The sequence below is a fragment of the Stenotrophomonas lacuserhaii genome, from assembly GCF_039674585.1.
Taxonomy (GTDB): domain Bacteria; phylum Pseudomonadota; class Gammaproteobacteria; order Xanthomonadales; family Xanthomonadaceae; genus Stenotrophomonas; species Stenotrophomonas pennii_A.
This window is the reverse complement of sequence record NZ_JBDJNU010000021.1, coordinates 22,402-42,550: the sequence shown is the minus strand read 5'-3', so window position 1 is coordinate 42,550 and position 20,149 is coordinate 22,402. Positions and strand designations below refer to the sequence as shown.

Sequence of the window (20,149 nt, the reverse complement as noted above, 5' to 3'; positions counted from 1 at the left end):
TGTGGTTGACTAGGGTGTCGCGCTGGGTTTGCCGCCTGCAGGCCGTACCGTCCACTGGAACTGGTCGTCCCACTGGTCGAAATACAGGTTGCCGCCTGCCCACTCGGCCTCGCCGCGCTGCGAGTCCACCGTTTCCGAGCGGAAGTGCTGTTTGGCCGGCACCAAGGCCTGGCCGAAATCATCGTTGAAGGCGATCCGGTAGCCGTCGATGCCGCCGAGATAGAAGTCGCGCAGTGCTGGCTGATCGCTGTCCAGCGCGCCGGTGGTGACGTCCATCGGCAGCCAACCGTAGGGCGCCAGATACACCGCACCCCAGTCATGCAGGTTGCTGTAGCCGGTCGCATTGTCGGAGAACACGCGGCCGGACTGCCAGCGTGCGGGAATGCCGTTCATGCGCAGCAGGGTGATCAGCAGCAGGGTCTGCTGGCCGCAGTCGGCATGGCCGGCCTGCAGCGCGTACTCGCTGATGTTGCTGATCGTGGAGTATTCGCGCGCGCCGGCCCAGGGAATCTGGTCGACTGCGTTGAACAGCAGGCGCACCACTTCATACGGCCGCGTCTCACCCTGCAGCACCCGTTCGGAAAACGCGCGCAGTGCCGGGCTGAAGCGCACATGCGGTGGCTGCTCGGCCAGGTACGGCGCCAGCACCGGCTCGTCCGGCGTGGGCTGCACCACAGACGGATCAATCGCGGTATGGCGGGCGCTGATGGTCAGGGCGTAGCGGATCTGGAAACGGGTCGGCTGCCCGGCCACGGCCGGCGCTTCCAGATAGGCCGTGCGCTGCAGCGTGCTGGCCGGGGCCAGCTGCGCGCCGGACGGTGAACTGCCGATCCACTGCAGCTGCTCCTGCTGGCCGGGAATCTCGCGCGGGTACGGAATCCAGGCACGCACGGTTTCGCCAGCGGGCACCGCATCGGCCTTCACCACCAGTGACTGGGTGACCTCCACGCGTTGTGGCAGCACCGAATCCTTGCCACTGCGTTCGGCGGCGGCCACTACCTGCGCGTGGTACGGCACCAGCGTTTCGTACGGGCCATCGGGCGGCATCGGGGCATCGGCACGGCGGCGTGCGCGGGCTTGGCTGCTGAGCCGGAACAGGTTGGACGGAGCACGGTTGAAGTACCGCCGCTCGCCATCGATATCCAGATGCTCCAACAGTCCCTGGGCGTCCCAGCGCGCGAACTCGTCATCGCGCAGGTCGGGAATCCAGTGGCGCAGTTTTTCCTTGGCCGCGGCTTCATCCAGGCTGAAGTCCAGGCGGATGCGCCGCATGCGTTCCTTCTGGAAAGCCAGCGCATCCCCTTGGACCGCACCCGGGTCGCGCGCCAGCCAGGCGTCCAGGAGCGCGCTGGCCTCGGCGAATCGCCCCTGGTCGATCATCGCGACCACCGCGGCTTCGGACACCGTCTCCGGTATCGGCATGGCCGTCTCCGCTGCAGGCTGCGCCCACGCCACGGCCCCGCACAGGCAGGCAGCAGCAGACAGCAGGAGTTTGCGAACGACGGAATCCACAGCGACACTTCCCCAGCGCGGGTGGTAACAGCTGTGTAACACGCAGGGGACACCCGGTCAATAATTTATTCTTGCGTTCCGCGACGAAAGGAATAACTATTCCAACAGCTTTCGATGAAGGTCTTCGCCCCATGCTCCTGGCTTTCCGCACCACCCGCCGTGCCCTGATGCTGGCCGTGTGCCTGGCCCTCGGCAGTGGCGCGGCGTCGGCGCTCACGCGCGCGCCAGCGCCCAGCCCGGACCCCGGCCCCGCCCTGCCCTATGTCATCGGCCTGCACGAGGCCTACCTGACGCCGCAGTACTGGGCCGCGCGCCTGCCTGATGCCGATGCGCTGATCCTGGACCGCACGCAGATCGCCGCGCAGAACGCGCGCATGCGCGCCGAAGACCCGCACATCCAGGACATCGCGGCGCTGCCCGCCACGTTGCCGGCGGCCGCTGTGCGCACCGCGGTCACGGCGTTGTCGCGCTGGCCGACGCGGACGCTGTACGACGTGCACGGCACCGCGATCCCCGCCGGCCAGCGCGCCGATATCGAAGCCAACCTGGCATTGGATGCACTGCCCGCCGCCACCACGCCGCAGTACGGGCTGGTGGTGCATCGCGCGGCGCTGCGCACCTTCCCGACCCGGCAGCGTGTCTTCAGCAGCACCGAAAACACCGACATCGACCGCTTCCAGGAATCGGCGCTGTTCCCCGGCGACAAGGTCGCGGTGGTCCACCGCAGCGCCGACGGGGCCTGGTTGTTCGTGCACAGCGATCGCTACAGCGCGTGGATCGAAGCGCAGCACGTAGCAACCGGTTCGAAGGAGACCGTGCTGGGCTACGCCACGACGGGACCCTACCGGGTGATCACCGGTGCGGTGGCGCATACCGCGTTCACTCCCGAAGAGCCCCGCGTTTCGCGCCTGCAACTGGACATGGGCGTGCGCCTGCCGGTGCTGGCGCAGTGGCCGGCCGCGCAAATGGTCAACGGCCAGCAGGCGCATGCCGGCTGGGTGGTGCAGCTGCCCGTGCGCGAAGCCGATGGTGCGCTGAAGCTGGTGCCCGCGCTGTTGCCGCGTTCGCAGGACAGCAGCGGCGATTACCTGCCGCTGACCCCGCGCACCCTGCTGGCCCAGGCCTACAAGTTCCTTGGCGAGCGCTACGGATGGGGCCACGACTACGACACCCGCGACTGCAGCGGCTTCGTTTCGGAGATCTACCGCAGTGCCGGCGTGCTGCTGCCGCGCAATACCAGCGCGCAGGGCATCAGCCCGGCGCTGGACCGCATCGCCTTCACCGACAAGGACACCGCCGCACGACGCGACCGCGCGGTGGCGGAGTTGCAGGTGGGCGACCTGGTCTACATCCCGGGCCACGTGATGATGGCCATCGGCCATGTAGACGGCCGCACCTGGGTGATCCACGACACCGCCGGAGGCAGCTGGAAAGGCGAGGACGGCGCCCGCATCCAGGCGCACCTCAACGGCGTGTCGGTCACTCCGCTGGAGCCGATGATGGCCAGCGATGACCTGCGCTACATCGACCGCATCACCAACATCCAGCGGGTCCGCCCGCAGCGCACGCCCCGGACGCCTTGATGAAGATCACCGATATCGAACTGGGCATGCTGCGCGTGCCCTTGAAGACGCCGTTCAAGACCGCCCTGCGCACCGTCGACACCGTCGAGGACGTGGTGGTGATGGTCCGCACCGACACCGGCCACACCGGCTACGGCGAGGCGGCGGCGACTGCGGTGATCACCGGTGATACGCACGGGTCGATCATCGAAGCCATCCGTCACTTCATCAAGCCGCGGCTGGTCGGCCAGGACGTAGCCAACCTCAACCGGCTGTGCGGCCTGGTGCAATCATCGATGGAGCGCAACAGCAGCGCCAAGGCGGCGGTGGAAATCGCCCTGTACGACCTGTGGGCGCAGCTGCATGGCGCACCGCTGTACCAGATGCTGGGCGGTGGCGATCCGGTGATCACCACCGACATCACCATCAGCGTGGACTACATCGAAAAGATGGTGGCCGATTCGCTGTCGGCGCTGGATCGCGGATTCGAATCGCTGAAGATCAAGGTCGGCAAGGACATCGGCCTGGACATCGAACGGGTCAAGGCCATCCATGCCGCGGTGGAAGGCCGTGCGCTGCTGCGGCTGGATGCCAACCAGGGCTGGACCGCGAAGCAGGCGGTGCATGCGATGCGCGCGCTGGAAGAGGCCGGGGTGGTGCTTGAACTGCTCGAGCAGCCAGTCAAGGCCGCCGACATCGCCGGCCTGAAGTACGTGACCGACCGCGTCAACACGCCGGTGATGGCCGATGAAAGCGTGTTCAATCCCAGCCAGGTGATCGACCTGATCCAGCAGCGCGCCGCCGACATCGTCAACATCAAATTGATGAAGACCGGCGGGCTGTCCAACGCGATCCGCATCGCCGACATCGCCGCCATCCATGGGGTGCCGTGCATGATCGGCTGCATGATCGAATCCAGCATCAGCGTGGCCGCGGCCGTGCACCTGGCCGTGGCCAAGAGCGATGTGATCACCAAGGTCGACCTGGATGGGCCGTCGCTGGGCCAGTTCGACCCGGTCAGCGGCGGGGTGACGTTCAACGAATCGGAAATCAGCATCAGCGATGCGCCGGGGCTGGGCATCACCGAAGTACGTGGGCTGGAGATGCTCGCTTGAGTGCCATTGTTCCCGGTAGCGCCGAGCCATGCTCGGCGGGTACCCGTGCGATCTCTTTGCGCAACGCCGCCGAGCAGGGCTATGCCGGTCGTCCTGACCGGCACCCTGCGGGCCGTCGCAAGCGACGTTGGCGGCGGCTCCTGCCGCTGCCTTCGGCGCTGCCCCGCACGCCGGATGCCGCTGCATGCCGCCGCTGCTGAAGATCCGCGCCGAGCGCGGGCAGATGTCGGCGATCGAGCGCCGCATCGCGGATTTCATCCTTGAAAACGCGCACCTGCTGCGCGACTACTCCTCGCAGCAGCTGGCCAGCGCACTGGGCATCAGCCAGTCCAGCGTGGTCAAGTTCGCGCAGAAGCTGGGTTTCAAGGGCTATCTGGACCTGAAGTTCTCCATCGGCCAGGACGTCGCACGCAGCGGCGCCGCGCCCGCAGCGCCAGCCCCGGAGGCCGAGGGCGTGGATGGCTATCTGCGCATCGCCCAGGCCCTGCAGGCCAGCAAGACCGCAGCCGAAGACGAGACCCGCGCAGCCAATCCGCAGGCCGACGTGGAGCACATCGTCGCGCTGGTCGATGCCGCGCCCAAGCTGTTCGTGTATGGCCTCGGCGACGACGGCCTGTATGCACGGGAATTCGCGATGCGGCTGTCCTTGCTGGGCATGCTGGTGGTGCACCACGCCGACCCGATCCTGATGCTGGCCAACCTGTCCGCTGCCCGCCCCGGTGATGTGATGCTGGTGTTTTCCGAGTTCGGCAAGCTGCCGCAGTTGTCGATGCTGTCGCGGCAGTTCCAGGACCTCGGCGGAAAGGTCGTCTCCATCACCCGCCACACCGCCAACCCGCTGCGTGCCCATGCCGATGCCGCGCTGGCGGTATGCGCCGAAGACCGCGCGCCGCACATGGCACAGGTGCTGTACCGTGCTTCCTTGCAGTCCCTGCTGGATTTTGTTTTCGTGCTGTTGTGCGAAGCCAACCCGGACCGCAACCGCCAGTTGGCGGTGAACCTGGAACGCATCGAACACCTGCTGGATACCTGACCGGAGCCGCCCATGAAGTCGCTGTTGCGTTGCCTCGCCGTTGCAGCCCTTTCGCTGGCCGGTCCGGTATGGGCAGCCAGCCCGCTGGACGGTGCCCGGCAAGTGGTGGTGGTCACCAGCGAGGGCTGGGACAGCACGCAGGGACGCCTGCAGGCGTTCACCCGCACCGACAGCGGCTGGAAGGCAGCCGCCGCCGCGTTCGACGTGGCCCTGGGCCGCAGCGGCAGCGCCTGGGGCATCGGCCTGCATCCGGCTGTCGCCGCAGATGCCGCTTCGGTGGGTGATGCCGCTTCGGTGGGTGATGCCGCTTCGGTGGGTGATGCCGCTTCGGTGGGCGATGCCGCTTCGGTGGGTGACGACCGTTGGTCGTCACGCTCTTCGGCCAGCACCCGTGACGACCAACGGTCGTCACCCACCGACGCAACCGCGTCACCCACCGACGCCGCCGAGTCACCCACCGATGCAGCTTCGGCACCCGCCCCGGCCCGGGCCATCGGCGGCCCGCGCAAGCGCGAGGGCGATGGCCGCAGCCCGGCCGGCGTGTTCACGCTGGGCACCGCCTTCGGCTATGCCGCGCAGGCCGACACCGCCCTGCCGTGGCAGCCGATGCAGGAAAGCAGCTACTGCATGGACGTGCCGGATTCGCCGTACTACAACCGCATCGTCGATGCCGACCGGGTCGGTGCCGAAGCTGTGGAGGGCTCCACCGAACCGATGCGGCTGGACCTGCACAACCACGGCGACGTGCGCTACCAGCAGGGCTTCGTGATCAACCACAACCCGCGCAACGTGCCCGGCCAGGGCAGCTGCATCTTCGCCCACCTGTGGCGCCGGGAAGGCGAGGCCACCGCCGGCTGCACCGCGATGACCGCCGCGCACATGCAGCAGCTGCTGGCCTGGCTGGATCCGCGCCAAGGCCCGTTGTTCGTGCTGCTGCCACGCGCCGAGTACGTGAGCCTGCAGCAGGCATGGCAGCTGCCAGCCCTGCCCGCTGCCAGTGGCCGCGCACCGTGAGCGCGCCGGACACCCAACCCACCCCCAGCCTGCAGCGCGCGGTCAGTCGCTGGCAGATCGTCGGCCTGTCCATCAACGATGTGATCGGCAGCGGCATCTACCTGCTGCCGGCCGCCACGGTGATGCTGCTCGGTCCGTTCAGCCTGTGGGGCGTGCTGGCCGCCGGTGTGGTGGTCGCGCTGCTGGTGCTGTGCTACGCGCAGGCGGCCAGTTACTTCGACGAGCCCGGCGGCAGCTACCTGTATGCCCGCGAGGCATTCGGGCGCTTCGCCGGTTTCGAGATCGGCTGGATGATCTGGCTGACCCGCATCAGTTCGGCGGCGGCATTGAGCAACGCGCTGGCCGATGCCGTGGCGCGCTTCTGGCCACTGGCCGGCAGTGGCGGTGGGCGGATCGCGGTGATCGTGCTGTCGCTCGCCTTCCTGACCGGGGTGAACATCATCGGCGTGCGTTCGGCGGCGCGTACCGGCGTGGTGCTGGTGATCGGCAAGCTGGTGCCGCTGCTGCTGTTCGTGGCCATCGGCGCTTTCTACATCGACCCGCAGCTGGCGTTCTCCGGGCAGCGTCCGGACCCGCATGACCTGCAGCGCATGGGCGAGGCGGCGTTGCTGCTGCTGTACGCCTACGCCGGCTTCGAGAACATCCCGGCCGCCGCGGGCGAATACCGCAATCCACGGCGTGACATCCCGTTCGCGCTGATCACCATGATCATCACCGTCACGGTGATCTACGCTGCGGTGCAGATCGTGGCGCAGGGCACCCTGCCCGGCCTGGCCGGCTCGGCCACGCCACTGGCCGATGCCGCTGCAGGCTTCGGCGGCGAAGCCCTGGCGCTGATCCTGACCGTGGGCGCGACGATCTCCATCCTGGGCACCAACAGCAACACGATGATGATGGGCCCCCGCTTCCTGTACGCGCTGGCCGCCGACGGCTACGGTCCGAAAGTGCTGGCACACGTGCACCCCCGCTTCCGCACACCGGCCGCGGCGATCCTGTGCCAGGGCATCATCTCGCTGCTGCTGGCGCTGAGCGGGTCGTTCGTGCAGTTGGCCCTGCTGTCGATGACCACGCGCCTGTTCGCTTACATCGGTACGGCCGCCGCCGTGCTGGTGCTGGCCAAGCGCTATGCCGACCGCCCAGGCGCGTTGAAACTGCCCGGCGGCCCCCTGATCCCGGTGCTGGCGCTGGTGCTGTGCCTGGCGCTGTTCGCCAGCGCCAGCTGGGCGAACATCCTGGCTGCGCTGGCCGCATTCGCGGTGGGCGCGGTGATCTACCTGTTCCCGCGCAAGGGCGGTTGATGCAGCGCTCTACGCTGCGCTCACGCGCCGGGACCGGGCCGTTAACCCCCGGGTCGTCACGATGGAACCTCGAACAACGACGACACGGAGCCGACGAATGAGCCCTGATTACCAGATCCCCGGCCGCGTGCCCGAAGACGGTGTGCAGCGTGATACGTTCGCCGATTACTGGCGCGAACGTTATCCGAGCGAGCCCTACTACGACGCCAGCTCGTCCTTCGAGGACTATGAACCGGCCTACCGGCTGGGACACCAGTCGCGTGCACAGGATGTCATCCGCGCTTATGAAGAAGTGGAGCGCGAACTGCAGACCCGTTGGGCCGCCGAACGTGGCGAGAGCCGGTTGGAATGGCTGCAGGCGCAGCATGCGGTGAAGCGCGGCTGGGAAGATGCCCTGCAGGCCGATCCGCGGCTGGGCAAGGGTCCGACGCGCGGTATCTGAGCCTCTGCGTTGAATGAAGCGCCCTGCACGTATCGCAGGGCGCTTCGGCGTGCACGGCGGCAATGGTATACAGAGGGGGTTGGCCATCCGCATCCCCGCCTGGAGATACCCATGACCCGTAAGTTGCTTCTCACCCTTGCCATCGGGCTGACCCCGATGCTTGCCACCACCGCCTGTGGCGCCGCCAGCCCCGAGGCCACCGCGCCGGCACCGGCGCCGACCAAGAAGTCCTTCAGTGCGTTCGACGCCACCGAGTTCGCCACCTTCAACGAACCATGGGCGATGACCTTCCTGCCCGACGGCAGTGTGCTGGTCACCGAGAAAGCGGGGCGACTGCAGCACTTGGATCTCACCAGCAGGACCCAGCATGAAATCACCGGTGGCCCCAAAGTCGCCTATGGTGGCCAAGGCGGTTTCGGTGACGTGGTGCTGCACCCGGACTTCGCCAGCAACCAGCTGGTGTACCTGAGCTACGCCGAAGAAGGCAGCAACAACACCCGCGGCGCCGCCGTGGCGCGCGCAAAGCTGGTGCTCGATGCCAGCGGTGCCGGCACGCTGCAGGATCTTTCGGTGATCTGGCGGCAGGACGCGAAGGTCAGCGGCAACGGCCACTACGGCCACCGCATCGCCTTCGGTCCCGACGGCAAGTTGTGGATCACCTCCAGCGAGCGGCAGAAGTTCGACCCGGCCCAGGACATGGCCAGCAACCTCGGCAAACTGATCCGCCTGAACGACGATGGCTCGGTGCCGGCTGACAATCCGTTCGCTTCGCAGGGTGGCGTGGCCGCACAGGTATGGTCGCTGGGCCATCGCAACATGCTGGGCATCGCCTTCGATGCGGACAACAAGCTGTGGGTACACGAGATGGGCCCGGCTGGCGGCGATGAGTTGAACCTGATCGCCCGCGGCGCGAACTACGGTTACCCGATCGTGTCCAACGGCGACCATTACGATGGTCGGCCGATTCCCGACCATTCCACCCGTCCGGAGTTCGCGGCGCCGAAGGTGACCTGGAACCCGGTGATTTCGCCGGCTGGTTTCATCATCTACAGCGGCGACCTGTTCCCGCAGTGGAAGGGCAGCGGCTTCATCGGTGGTCTGTCATCGCAGGCGCTGGTTCGGGTGAGCTTCGACGGCGACGCTGCACGCGAAGCCGAACGCTTCGACATGGGCGCACGCATCCGCGAAGTCGAACAGGGCCCCGATGGCGCGGTGTGGGTGCTGGAAGACGGCAAGGACGGCAAGCTGCTGAAGCTGACCCCGAAGGGTTGACCCGGTAGTGACGGCCGCTGGCCGTCATGCCTTGGTGGCCGTCATGCCTTGGTGGGTGACGACCGTTGGTCGTCACGCTGCTGCCCTTGCCGCTGCGCTCGCCGGGCATGGCTATGCCGGTCGTCCTGACCGGCACCCTGCGGGCCGTCGCGAGCGACGTTGGCAGCGGCTCCTGCCGCTGCCTTCGGCGCTACCCGTGCGGTCATTCCTGCAGTGCAACGACCTTGACCTCGGTGCGGCTGCAGGCCGTGTCCAGGCACGTTCCATTCAACCAGGCCTGGCCGTTGCCGATCATCACGCCCTGCTGGTTGGCAAATACCGTTTCGAAGGACTGCGCGCTGATCGCACGCGCCACCGGCGCGGTGACGATGCGTTCGTAATCGCGCTGGAAACTGGCGGCATCGGGCACCTCGCGCTTGTTGCCGCCGGTGTCCACGCGCAGGGGATAGCGCATCAGCGCGGCCACGGCGGCGCGGTCATCGCCGGCGATCCCCTGCTGCAACGCCTTGAACACGGTTTCGTACTGATCGGCATCACCCAGAACGCGTTCGATCCGCCCGCGCGCATCGCCAGCGGCCGGGGGGGCGGCATCAGCGGGTGCGTTCGGGCCGGATTCGGCCGGTGGCACGGACGGCGCGCTCGACGCGTTCGGCGTTGGTGCCACCGCCGGGTCGTCCTGCAATCCGTCCGCGCCCGCAGCAGCGGACATCGGCGCAGGTGCCTCGGCAGGCGCGGCAGGCGCATCGGCCTGCGCACAGGCCACCAACCAGAATGGGCCCGCCAGCAACAGCGGCAACTTCATTGAACGGGACAGGCGCATGCGCGATTCCGGCAGGAACGAGGGCATCCAGCCTAGCCCGGCCGACGTGAGCCGGGCATGCATGTCGCGTGCAGGCACGCTGCGACAAGCCGTGGCAGCGAAAGCCCTCGCATCCGGATGGGCCGGATGCGTCATCACCCCACTCAGCCGGCCAGCAGCTCGAACTGCACCGGTGAACCGCTGATCGCCGATGCGCATACCCACAGGTCGAACAGGCCCGGTTCGGCACGCAGCACCCCATCGCGGCCGGTGAATGCCAGCTGCGAACGGTCCAGGGTGAAGCTCACGTCGGTGGATTCGCCCGGCTGCAGCAGCACCTTGCGGAACTCCTTCAGTTCGCGCACCGGCCGCACGCGGCTGGCCACGCGGTCATGGATGTACAGCTGCACCACTTCTTCGCCGGCCACGCTGCCGGTGTTGGTCAGCGTGGTGGTGATGGTGAGGCTGTCATCCCAACCCAGCTTGGCACTGCTCAGCTGCGGCACGCCGTAGGCGAAGCTGGTGTAGCTGATGCCGTGGCCGAAGGCGTACAGCGGCTCGTTGGGAATCTCGCGCCAGCGCGCCTTGAATTCAGACATGGTCGGCAGTTCCGGACGCCCGGTGCGCGGATGGTTGTAGAAGTACGGCTGCTGCCCGGACACCTGCGGGAAACTCACCGGCAGGCGTGCGGACGGGTTGTAATCGCCGAACAGCACATCGGCCACGGCGTGTCCGGTCTGGGTGCCCAGGTACCAGGTGATCGCCACGGCCTGCGCGTTGCGCACCGCGCCCTGCAGGGCCAGCGCGCGACCATTGCGCAGCAGCACCACCATCGGCTTTCCAGCCATCGCGACCGCTTCGGCCAGCGCCTGCTGGGCCGGCGGCAAGGTGATTTCCACGCGCGACTGGGCTTCGCCGCTGTAACGCTGCGGTTCGCCCAGCGCCAGCACCACCACGTCGGCGCGCAGCGCGGCGGCCACGGCCGCTTCGATGCCACCGGCGATGCCGCTTTCCAGATCGCAACCCGGCACCACTTCCAGCAGCGCTTGATCGCCGATGGCCGCGCGCACGCCGGTTTCCAGGTCCACGTAACGGCTCTTGTCGCCGAACAGCGTCCAGCAGCCTTCGATGTTTTCGCGGTCCTGCACGAACGGACCGATCAGCGCGATCTTCTGCCCGTCGCGGCGCAGCGGCAGCGCCGACTGTTCGTTCTTCAGCAGCACGATGGAGCGCCGCGCCGCGTCGCGCGACAGCTCGTCATGCGCGGCGATATGCGAGTCATCGGCTTCGCGCGCCGGGTCCAGCGAACGGTACGGATCATCGAACAGGCCGATGGTTTCCTTCAGCCACAGGATGCGGCGCACACCTTCATCCAGCACCGCCATCGGCACTTCGCCACTTTCCACCAGGCCCGGCAGGTGTTCGGCATAGAAGCCGCTCTGCATGCTCAGGTCCAGCCCGGCGGTGAACGCCTTGGCGGTGGCATCGCGGTCATCGGCGGCATAGCCGTGTGCCACCAGTTCCATGTCCGCGGTGTAATCGGAGATCACCACGCCGGGGAAATTCCACTCACCGCGCAGGATGTCGGTCAGCAGTTCGGCGTTGGCACTGGCCGGCACGCCGTTGATGTCGTTGAAGGAGGACATCACGGTGATCGCGCCGGCATCGAAGGCGGCCTTGAACGGCGGCAGGTGGACGTCGCGCAGGGTCTGCGGCGATATGTCCACCATGTTGTATTCCATGCCGGCCATCACCGCGCCGTAGGCGGCGAAATGCTTGGGCGTGGCCAGCAGTGCATCGTGCGCGCGCAGGTCATCGCCCTGGAAGCCGCGCACGCGGGCGGCCGCGAACGCACAGCCCAGCACCACGTCTTCGCCGGCGCCTTCCGCACCACGGCCCCAGCGCTGGTCGCGGGCGATATCCACGGCCGGCGCGTAGGTCCAGTGCAGGCCGGCCGCGGTGGCTTCCACCGCGGTGGCACGTGCGGTGCGGCGCGCCAGGTCGGGTTCGAAGCTGGCCGCTTCGCCCAGCGGGATCGGGAACACGGTACGCATGCCATGGATGACATCGGCGGCAAGGATCACCGGGATGCCGAGGCGGCTTTCTTCGATCGCCACCTGCTGGATGCGACGGCCCAGCTCGGCGCCGACGCCGTTGAACAGCGAGCCGACCCTGCCGTCACGCACCTGCTGCAGCACCTGGTCGGCGTTGCTGACGTTGGCTTCCGGGTTCACGTCCGGGGCAAAGGGACGAACCATGTCGGCGAACACGCCCAGCTGACCGACCTTTTCTTCCACGGTCATCTGCGCAATGAGGGATTCGATACGTTCGGAAGCCACCGGGTGTCCTTGATGTAAACGTTTTCAGTGCCGGCATTCTAAAGGTACCGGGCACAAAAGTGCGCATCTTCTGCGTTCATGTTTTCCGCCCGCGCTGATTGCGACGGCGCGGTCGGGGTCAGCTTAAAGCATGCCGGGGCTGGGGGTGGCAGGCGGCTGCTGGGCACGTTCGGCCCGCGCCTCCATCAACATGGCGTCGCTGGAAGCCTGGAACACGCGCAGCCCGAACGCCGGCAGGATCGCCAGCAGGTGGTCGAAGATGTCCGACTGCACGCCTTCGTACTCGCCCCAGGCGGTGCTGCGGGTGAAGCAGTACAGCTCCAGCGGCAGGCCTTCAGTGGTGGGCTGCAGCTGGCGTACCAGCAGGGTCATGTCGGGGTTGATGCCGGGGTGGCTGCCCAGGTAGCGCTCCACGTAGGCCCGGAAGGTGCCCAGGTTGGTGACGCGCCGGCTGTTGATGTCGCCCGCTCCGCGGGCGCGCAGTTCGGCGTTCCACTGCCCCAGTTCGGTGTCCTTGTCGCGCAGGTAATCAGCCAGCAGGGCGAACTGGCCGACCTGTGCCCGTGCCCGGTCATCCATGAAACCGACGCTGTGCTGGTCCAGGAACAGCGCGCGCTTGATCCGGCGGCCGCCGGACTCCTGCATGCCGCGCCAGTTCTTGAACGATTCGGTGACCAGCTTCTTGGTCGGGATGGTGGTGATGGTCTTGTCGAAGTTCTGCACGGTGACGGTGTGCAGGGCGATGTCGATGACATCGCCGTCGGCATTCTGGCTGGGCATTTCGATCCAGTCGCCCAGGCGGATCCGGCCATCCCCGCTGATCTGCACGCTGGCCACCAGCGACAGGATGGTGTCCTGGAAAATCAACATGAGCACCGCCGTGGCCGCGCCCAGCCCGGTCACCAGGTAACGCAGTTCCACCCCGGCGAGTGTGGCCACGATCGCCAGCCCGGCAATCGCGAAAATGACGATCTTGGCGACCTGCAGGTAGCCCTTGATCGGCTTGTTGCGCGCGTCCGGCCGACGCTCGTACAGATCGTTGGCGGCATCCAGTGCATGCGACAGCGCCATCGAGACGGTCAGGATGGCCCAGGCCTGGCAGGCCGCGACGACGAACGCCACCAGCCCGACCGGCAGGTCCGGAACGTAGGCGATGCCGGAGGCGATGACCTGGCTGGGCACCACGTTGGACAACCGGGAGATCACCCGCATCACATTGCTGCCACGGCCGGCGTCGGCCCCCGGCAGGCGGGCGAGCAGGCGGCGCAGGCCACGCAGCAGGATGCGCTTGGTGACCCAGTTGGCCAGCCCGGCGGCGATCACCAGCGCCGACAGCATCAGCGCGAGATAGGCACCGGGGTACGGCGCCAGGGAATCCTGCAGGCTGTCCAGCCAGTTCACCACCACTACCGCATCCACCACCAGGTTGCCTCCTTCTTGTAGGTCGTTCATCGGGTTCCGGTTGCCGACCGCAGCCGGCGCGGCCGGGTTACCGGGGCCGTTCGCGTTCGATGATCACGCCGACGGCGCGCGCGCCGCGCACCGCACCGGGCTTGCTGAGCTTCAGCCGCAGCCACTGAACGTCGAATTCCTGCAGCACGATCTCCGCGCAGCGCTCGGCCAGGGTTTCCACCAGGCCGAAGTCCGAGGCCCGCACGTACTCCTGCAGCCGATTGCTGACGGCCTTGTAATTGAGTGTGTGCTCGATGTCGTCGGTGGCGGCCGGACGACGGTTGTCAAAGCCCATTTCCAGGTCGAATACCAGCGTCTGGCGGATCCGTCGTTCCCAGTCGTAGATACCGATCAGGGCGTCGATCTCCAGCCCTTCGATGAATACCTTGTCCATGATGCCTGCCGCACGAAAGAGGCCGTCATGGTAACGGGACACGCCGCGGGGTGCAGGGACATGGGATGAACAGCGGGGCCTGGGAAAAACAGAGGGCCCTGCTAGCGGGCCCTCTGGTACTGCCATTGTCCCCGGGGGAAGTCGCCTTGCAGCGGCCGCATGTCCCGAAGCCCACGCCAGCAATCTAGATAGCGGCGCGCCCGTCGTCAATTGCCATCCGCGACATTCGTTTTGCCAGAATTGTCCGTATGTTGACGAGCGCTGCCCCTATTCACCGGGGTGCCCAATCGAAGCACATTGGGATACGAGTGGTGTGGCGACGGCCTTTTCGATGGAAAACAGCGACATCTTCAGCAGGGTGCTTTCAGCTGCGCGGTGGGGCACGTTCCAGCGAATGGGGGCCGCCATGGCGCATGACGTTTGCCCTGCAACGCTCTATGCACGGAACATGGCCGTTTGCGCGGAGCTTCTTTCGTATCTGCATATCTGTGAAGTTGCAACGCGCAACGCCGTGGCAGACGCGTTATGCCTTCGCTATGGGCCACGGTGGCCTCGGCACGCGGCATTGCTGCGAAGCCTTCCAGAAGCACGAGGCGCTGCATGTGCGCACAGCGAGCTTCAACTGTTGGGCAGACGCCATCGCAGCGCTGACCAGTTGGTCCCGCACCTGCGCTTTGCGTTCTGGCAACAGATGTTCACCAGAAGGTTTGATGACTCACTATGGCATCCGTGCCTGACTCGGGTATTCCCCAATATCGGAACGGGAGAGATCCCAGGCCTCCGCGCCAGATTGCACACGGATCTGGAGCATGTCCGCACCTTGCGCAACCGGATCGCCCACCATGAACCTGTGCTCGAACGGGACCTTCATCGCGATCTCGCCGCGATCGAGCGGATCATCCAGGCCCGTTGCCCTTCCACGTTGTGCTGGCTGCAATGCAAGTACCCGGTTGACACCTTGCTGGGGACATCACGCGCGCTGCGACGCTGAGCCTGCCGCTGCCGATCACACCGCCGGCAGCGTCGCCATGTCCCAGCGCGGGGTGACCTCCACGCGCGGCGGATTGTGCTGGCCGGCCTGCAGCCGCAGTGCACCGGCAAACGCGATCATCGCGCCGTTGTCGGTGCACAGTGCCGGGCGCGGGAAGCAGGCCCTGCCACCCAGCTTGGCGGCCATTTCCTGCAGCCGCACGCGCAGGCGCTTGTTCGCGCCCACGCCGCCGGCCACCACGATCACGTTGGTACCGGCCGCTTCCAGCGCGCGTCCACATTTGATCACCAGGGTCTCGACCACGGCATCTTCGAAGCCGCGTGCGATGTCGGCGCGGGTCTGCTCGCTCTGGTCACTGTCGCGCCAGGCCAGCAGCACCTGGGTCTTCAGCCCGGAGAAGCTGAAGTCCAGCCCGGGGCGGTCGGTCATCGGGCGCGAGAAACGGTAGGCGCCGGGACGGCCCTGTTCGGCCAGCGCGGCCAACTGCGGGCCCCCCGGATACGGCAGGCCCATCATCTTGGCGGTCTTGTCGAAGGCTTCGCCGGCGGCATCGTCCAGCGTCTCGCCCAGCAGCCGGTACCGGCCGATGGCCTCCACCGCCACCAGCTGGGTATGCCCCCCGGACACCAGCAGGGCCACGAACGGCGCCTGCGGCGGGTCGTCTTCCATCAGCGGGGCCAGCAGGTGGCCTTCCATGTGGTGCACACCCACGGCCGGCACCTCCAGCGCCCAGGCCAGCGAACGCGCCACCCCGGCACCGACCAGCAGCGCGCCGACCAGGCCGGGGCCAGCGGTATAGGCCACCCCGTCGATGTCGCCGACGGTCATGCCGGCTTCGTCCAGCGTCTGCCGGATCAGTGGCAACAACTTGCGCACATGGTCACGGCTGGCCAGTTCCGGCACCACGCCGCCGTATTCGGCGTGCAGCGCGATCTGGCTGTACACCGCATGGGCGCGCAGGGCTTCAATGCCGGTGAGGTCGGTGTCATACACCGCCACGCCGGTCTCATCGCACGATGATTCAATACCAAGGACTCGCATGTGGTGTATTATGCGCCCCCTGCGTGCTCCTCAGGGGCGATGCAGGCCCTTGAGATGCAAGAAAACCGGCCCGTATTCAGGCCGGGATGCTTGCAGTTTGTCGAAGCGCCGCTATAATGTGCGGCTCGCCGGGTATAGACCCGGTTCTACACAGTGTCCGGAGATTCCATGCCCAGCGTCAAAGTCCGCGAGAACGAACCTTTTGAGTTTGCTCTTCGCCGCTTCAAGCGCACTTGCGAAAAGGCCGGTGTGCTGGCCGAAACCCGTAAGCGCGAGTTCTACGAAAAGCCGACCCAGGAACGTAAGCGCAAGGCTGCTGCTGCAGTGAAGCGTCAGCTGCGCCGTTCGTCGCGCGACGTCACCAAGCGTCAGCGCCTGTACTGATCGGACGCACTCATGGCGACAGGTTCTGCCTGTCGCGGTGGGGAAGAAGCCGGCACGCGCAAGCGTCGCCGGCTTTTTGCGTTCCCGGGCTGCCGCCAAGGCGCCCACCAATTAGCCTGACCCACGACATACGAGGTGCCCCATGAGCATGAAGCTGAAGCTGACCGACGACATGAAGGCCGCCATGAAGAGCGGCGACAAGCACACCCTGGGCGTGGTCCGCCTGATCAAGGCCGCCGTCCAGCAGAAAGAAGTGGACGAGCGCATCGAACTGGACGACACCGCCGTGGTCGCCGTGCTGGACAAGATGGTCAAGCAGCGCAAGGACTCGATCAGCCAGTATGAAGCAGCCAACCGTGAGGACCTGGCGCAGATCGAGCGCGACGAAATGGTCGTGATCGAGCGTTACCTGCCGGCCAAGATGGGCGAAGCCGAGATCATCGCCGCCATCCAGGCCGCCGTGGCGGAAACCGGTGCGACCAGCCCGGCCGACATCGGCAAGCTGATGGGCGCGCTGAAGCCGAAGGTCGCCGGCAAGGCCGACATGGGCCTGGTGTCCAAGCTGGTCAAGCAGCAGCTCGCAGGCTGACGCGAACGCCTGCCCCGGCAGCGCCGAGCCACGCTCGGCGGACCGGGGCAGACCGCCTTGAAGCAAAGGCGCCGGGCGCGTCCCGGCGTCACCCTGCACCACGCTTCACCCATCCTTCGACCTGCGGCTGGTAAAACAGCGCGCATGTCCGATCCGATCAACGCCCCCACCGCGCAGCCGCACAGCGCCGTCCCTGCTCCGTTGCGCAAGTACGTGGACCGGCTCAACCGCAGCTTCCCGATGGCCGTGCTCAACCGCTTCATCGAAGTGGACGTGCTGAGCCAGGCCGCTGCCGTGTCCTTCTACGCCCTGCTGTCGATGGCACCGTTGCTGGTGCTGCTGTTGTGGCTGACCGCATCGCTGTACCCGCCGGCGCAGCAGGCGCTGGTCGAGCAGATCGGCACGGCCGCCGGCAACAGCGTGGCGGTGGTGGCCGAAACCGTGTTGAAGAACGCCGACCAGCAGCCCAGCATCGGCTCGCTTGCCGGTATCTGGAGCACGCTGCTGCTGTTCATCGGTGCCACGGCGGTGTTCGCCCAGTTGCAGGGCGCGCTCAACCTGATCTTCCGCACCAGCGGCGAGCGCCTGGACGGGCTGGCCGCCTGGCTGCGCAAACGCGTGTTTTCCTTCGGCGTGGTACTGGCGCTGGGCCTGCTGCTGGTGGTGTCGATGACCGCCACCACCATGCTGCAGGTCGCGTTCGCGCAGCTGCCTTCGTTGCTGCCGGCGCTGGGTTACCTCAGCACGCTGCTGCTGTACACGGTGGCCTTCGCCTTCATGTACCACTATCTGCCGGACCGGCGCGTGGCGTGGCGCCAGGCCTTCATCGGCGGCGCCATCACCTCGGCGCTGTTCGCCCTCGGCCGCTATGGGATCGGCGTGTACATCGCACAGGTCGCACCGGGCAGCGCGTACGGTTCGATGGGCGCGCTGGTGATCTCGCTGGTCTGGATCTACTACGCCATGGTGGTGTTCTTCGTCGGCGCGCTGATGACCTCGGTGATCGACGAACGCCTGCGCGCGCAGAACCACCTGGCTGCCGCCGGCATCGTGCCGCCCAAGCCGGGCGCGACCGCCGGCAACGGGTAAACTAGGCGGACTTCCCGTTCGCCCGCACTGCCTTCCGGCGGTGCCCTGCCGGTTGCCATGGCCCGCATTCCAGACGCTTTCATCGACGACCTGCTGGCCCGCTCCGACATCGTCGAGGTGGTGGGCAGCCGCGTGCCGCTGAAGCGCCAGGGCAAGGAATACGCGGCGCGTTGCCCGTTCCATGACGAACGCTCGGCCTCGTTCACCGTATCGCCCACCAAGCAGTTCTATCACTGCTTCGGTTGCGGCGCGCACGGCACCGCGATCAGCTTCCTGATGAACTACGACCGCCTCGAATTCCTCGACGCGGTGGACGAACTGGCCAAGCGGGTCGGCATGGAAGTGCCGCGCAGCGAGAACCCGCGCAACGCGCAGCAGCAGGACGAAGGCCGCGAATTGTATTCGGCGCTGGACGCGGCCGCGCGCTTCTTCCAGAAGAACCTGGAAGACAGCGAGAAGGCCCGCACCTACCTGGACGGCCGCGGCGTGGACGAAGCCAACCGCACGCGTTTCCAGATCGGCTATGCGCCGGATGGCTACAGCGGGCTGCGCGACGCGCTGGGCAAGGACGAGCGGCGGATGAAGCTGCTCGACCGTGCCGGCCTGTTCTCCAAGAATGATCGCGGCCATGTCTACGACAAGTTCCGCGACCGGGTGATGTTCCCGATCTTCGACCGCCGCGGCCGGGTGATCGCCTTCGGCGGCCGCGTGTTCGAGAAGGACGACGGCCCGAAGTACCTCAACTCACCGGAAACCGCGCTGTTCCACAAGGGACGCGAACTGTATGGCCTGTGGCAGGTGCGCCAGGCCAACCAGAAGATCGAGCGGTTGATCGTGGTCGAAGGCTACATGGACGTGGTGTCGCTGTTCCAGTTCGGGGTCACCCAGGCGGTGGCCACGCTTGGCACGGCGACCACGCCGGACCATGCCGAGCTGCTGTTCCGCAACGCGCCGGATGTGTTCTTCTGCTTCGATGGCGATGCGGCCGGCCGGCGTGCCGGTTGGAAGGCGCTGGAATCGGTGCTGCCGCGCATGAAGGATGGCCGCCAGGCCTTCTTCCTGTTCCTGCCCGATGGCGAAGATCCGGACACCATCGTGCGCAAGGAAGGCGCCGAAGCCTTCGACGAGCGCCTGAAGCAGGCCACGCCGCTGTCGCAGTTCTTCTTCGACGAGCTGACCCGCGAGATCAACCTCGGTACGCTGGATGGCAAGGCCCGGCTGGCCGAGCGTGCCAAGCCGATGCTGGCGCAGATTCCCGACGGGGCCTTCGGTGACCTGATGAAGCAGCAGCTGGGCGTGCTGACCGGGCTGGGCGGCCAACCCGCGCAGCGTCCGCAGCAGGGCCCGCGCGCGACGTCCGGCCGCCCGGTCACGCCGGTGGCGAAACGCAGCCTGGTCCGCGCGGCGATCGCGATCCTGCTGCAGCAGCCCTCGCTGGCGATGTCACTGGGTGGGCAGCACCATTTCCACGGCCTGCGCCTGCCCGGCGTCGAGCTGCTGCTGGAGCTGTTGGCGCTGGTCGAACAACGCCCGGACATCAGCACCGGCGCGCTGCTGGAACACTTCGATGGCCGCGAAGAGCAGGCGTCACTGCATACACTGGCGGCGCAGACGCTGGCCGGCGACGAAGCAAAATGGACCGAAGAGCTGCACGATGCGGTGGGCCAACTGGAGAAACAGCTGCTGTTCCAGCGCATCGAAGACCTTAACGCCAAGCAGCGACAACACGGCTTGGACGATACTGACAAATTCGAAATGCGCGAGCTGCTGAAGGCCCGCGCCAGCCTGCGCATCTGATCGCGTGGGCGCCTGCCAAGGAGCCT

At 67.0% G+C, this 20,149-nt stretch carries 17 protein-coding genes; 11 read left to right on the top strand and 6 right to left on the bottom strand.

The genetic code is table 11. From position 1 onward, the window contains the following. Positions 1 to 9: 9 nt before the first annotated feature. Positions 10 to 1,512: a transglutaminase-like domain-containing protein gene (locus ABE522_RS10040; protein WP_346591562.1), complete on the bottom strand. Its 1,503-nt coding sequence runs from the start codon at positions 1,510 to 1,512 to the stop codon at positions 10 to 12. A 131-nt stretch (positions 1,513 to 1,643) separates the two neighbouring features. On the opposite strand from ABE522_RS10040, the gene ABE522_RS10035 reads away from it, so the two are divergent. The 7 genes from ABE522_RS10035 to ABE522_RS10005 all read left to right on the top strand — a co-directional run bounded on the left by ABE522_RS10035 (position 1,644) and on the right by ABE522_RS10005 (position 9,248). Then, a complete protein-coding gene (locus ABE522_RS10035; protein WP_346591561.1) occupies positions 1,644 to 3,095 on the top strand; it encodes a C40 family peptidase in 1,452 nt (483 codons plus the stop codon). Continuing rightward, positions 3,095 to 4,189, top strand: a complete 1,095-nt coding sequence (locus tag ABE522_RS10030; protein ID WP_346591560.1) for a dipeptide epimerase — start codon at positions 3,095 to 3,097, stop codon at positions 4,187 to 4,189. Before ABE522_RS10035 ends, ABE522_RS10030 begins: the two co-directional genes overlap by 1 nt. Positions 4,190 to 4,373: 184 nt before the next feature. Next, positions 4,374 to 5,222, top strand: coding sequence for a MurR/RpiR family transcriptional regulator (locus ABE522_RS10025; RefSeq protein ID WP_346591559.1), 849 nt, complete (start codon positions 4,374 to 4,376; stop codon positions 5,220 to 5,222). Positions 5,223 to 5,234: 12 nt separating this feature from the next. Next, complete coding sequence (locus ABE522_RS10020) at positions 5,235 to 6,236, top strand: L,D-transpeptidase family protein (RefSeq protein ID WP_346591558.1); 1,002 nt, start codon at positions 5,235 to 5,237, stop codon at positions 6,234 to 6,236. Next, positions 6,191 to 7,534, top strand: coding sequence for an APC family permease (locus tag ABE522_RS10015; RefSeq protein WP_346591557.1), 1,344 nt, complete (start codon positions 6,191 to 6,193; stop codon positions 7,532 to 7,534). The genes ABE522_RS10020 and ABE522_RS10015 overlap by 46 nt, the downstream gene beginning before the upstream one ends. A 97-nt stretch (positions 7,535 to 7,631) precedes the next feature. Further along, positions 7,632 to 7,976, top strand: coding sequence for a hypothetical protein (locus ABE522_RS10010; protein ID WP_346591556.1), 345 nt, complete (start codon positions 7,632 to 7,634; stop codon positions 7,974 to 7,976). 111 nt (positions 7,977 to 8,087) lie between these two features. Then, positions 8,088 to 9,248: a PQQ-dependent sugar dehydrogenase gene (locus ABE522_RS10005; protein WP_346591555.1), complete on the top strand. Its 1,161-nt coding sequence runs from the start codon at positions 8,088 to 8,090 to the stop codon at positions 9,246 to 9,248. Between the two features lie 202 nt (positions 9,249 to 9,450). On the opposite strand, the gene ABE522_RS10000 is transcribed toward ABE522_RS10005, so the two are convergent. From ABE522_RS10000 to tsaD, 5 genes are all read right to left on the bottom strand, one after another. Beyond that, positions 9,451 to 10,068 (bottom strand): hypothetical protein, encoded by a 618-nt coding sequence (locus ABE522_RS10000; protein WP_346591554.1) that lies wholly within the window; start codon positions 10,066 to 10,068, stop codon positions 9,451 to 9,453. Between the two features lie 143 nt (positions 10,069 to 10,211). Further along, positions 10,212 to 12,386 (bottom strand): glycoside hydrolase family 3 N-terminal domain-containing protein, encoded by a 2,175-nt coding sequence (locus ABE522_RS09995; protein ID WP_346591553.1) that lies wholly within the window; start codon positions 12,384 to 12,386, stop codon positions 10,212 to 10,214. A gap of 123 nt (positions 12,387 to 12,509) precedes the next feature. Continuing rightward, complete coding sequence (locus ABE522_RS09990; protein WP_346591578.1) at positions 12,510 to 13,808, bottom strand: mechanosensitive ion channel family protein; 1,299 nt, start codon at positions 13,806 to 13,808, stop codon at positions 12,510 to 12,512. A gap of 67 nt (positions 13,809 to 13,875) precedes the next feature. Then, positions 13,876 to 14,232, bottom strand: a complete 357-nt coding sequence (gene folB, locus ABE522_RS09985; protein WP_346591552.1) for a dihydroneopterin aldolase — start codon at positions 14,230 to 14,232, stop codon at positions 13,876 to 13,878. Between the two features lie 1,006 nt (positions 14,233 to 15,238). After that, positions 15,239 to 16,264, bottom strand: coding sequence for a tRNA (adenosine(37)-N6)-threonylcarbamoyltransferase complex transferase subunit TsaD (tsaD, locus tag ABE522_RS09980; protein ID WP_346591551.1), 1,026 nt, complete (start codon positions 16,262 to 16,264; stop codon positions 15,239 to 15,241). A 168-nt stretch (positions 16,265 to 16,432) separates the two neighbouring features. Between tsaD and rpsU the strand changes: the two genes are divergently transcribed. The 4 genes from rpsU to dnaG all read left to right on the top strand — a co-directional run bounded on the left by rpsU (position 16,433) and on the right by dnaG (position 20,123). Further along, on the top strand, positions 16,433 to 16,648 hold the full coding sequence (gene rpsU, locus ABE522_RS09975; RefSeq protein WP_002808376.1) for a 30S ribosomal protein S21: 216 nt from the start codon (positions 16,433 to 16,435) through the stop codon (positions 16,646 to 16,648). Between the two features lie 142 nt (positions 16,649 to 16,790). After that, the gene (locus tag ABE522_RS09970; protein ID WP_346591550.1) at positions 16,791 to 17,237 is read left to right on the top strand and encodes a GatB/YqeY domain-containing protein; all 447 of its coding nucleotides are present in this window, start codon (positions 16,791 to 16,793) and stop codon (positions 17,235 to 17,237) included. Between the two features lie 144 nt (positions 17,238 to 17,381). Then, positions 17,382 to 18,326, top strand: coding sequence for a YihY/virulence factor BrkB family protein (locus ABE522_RS09965; RefSeq protein ID WP_346591549.1), 945 nt, complete (start codon positions 17,382 to 17,384; stop codon positions 18,324 to 18,326). 57 nt (positions 18,327 to 18,383) lie between these two features. Next, on the top strand, positions 18,384 to 20,123 hold the full coding sequence (gene dnaG, locus ABE522_RS09960; RefSeq protein ID WP_346591548.1) for a DNA primase: 1,740 nt from the start codon (positions 18,384 to 18,386) through the stop codon (positions 20,121 to 20,123). Positions 20,124 to 20,149: the final 26 nt, after the last annotated feature.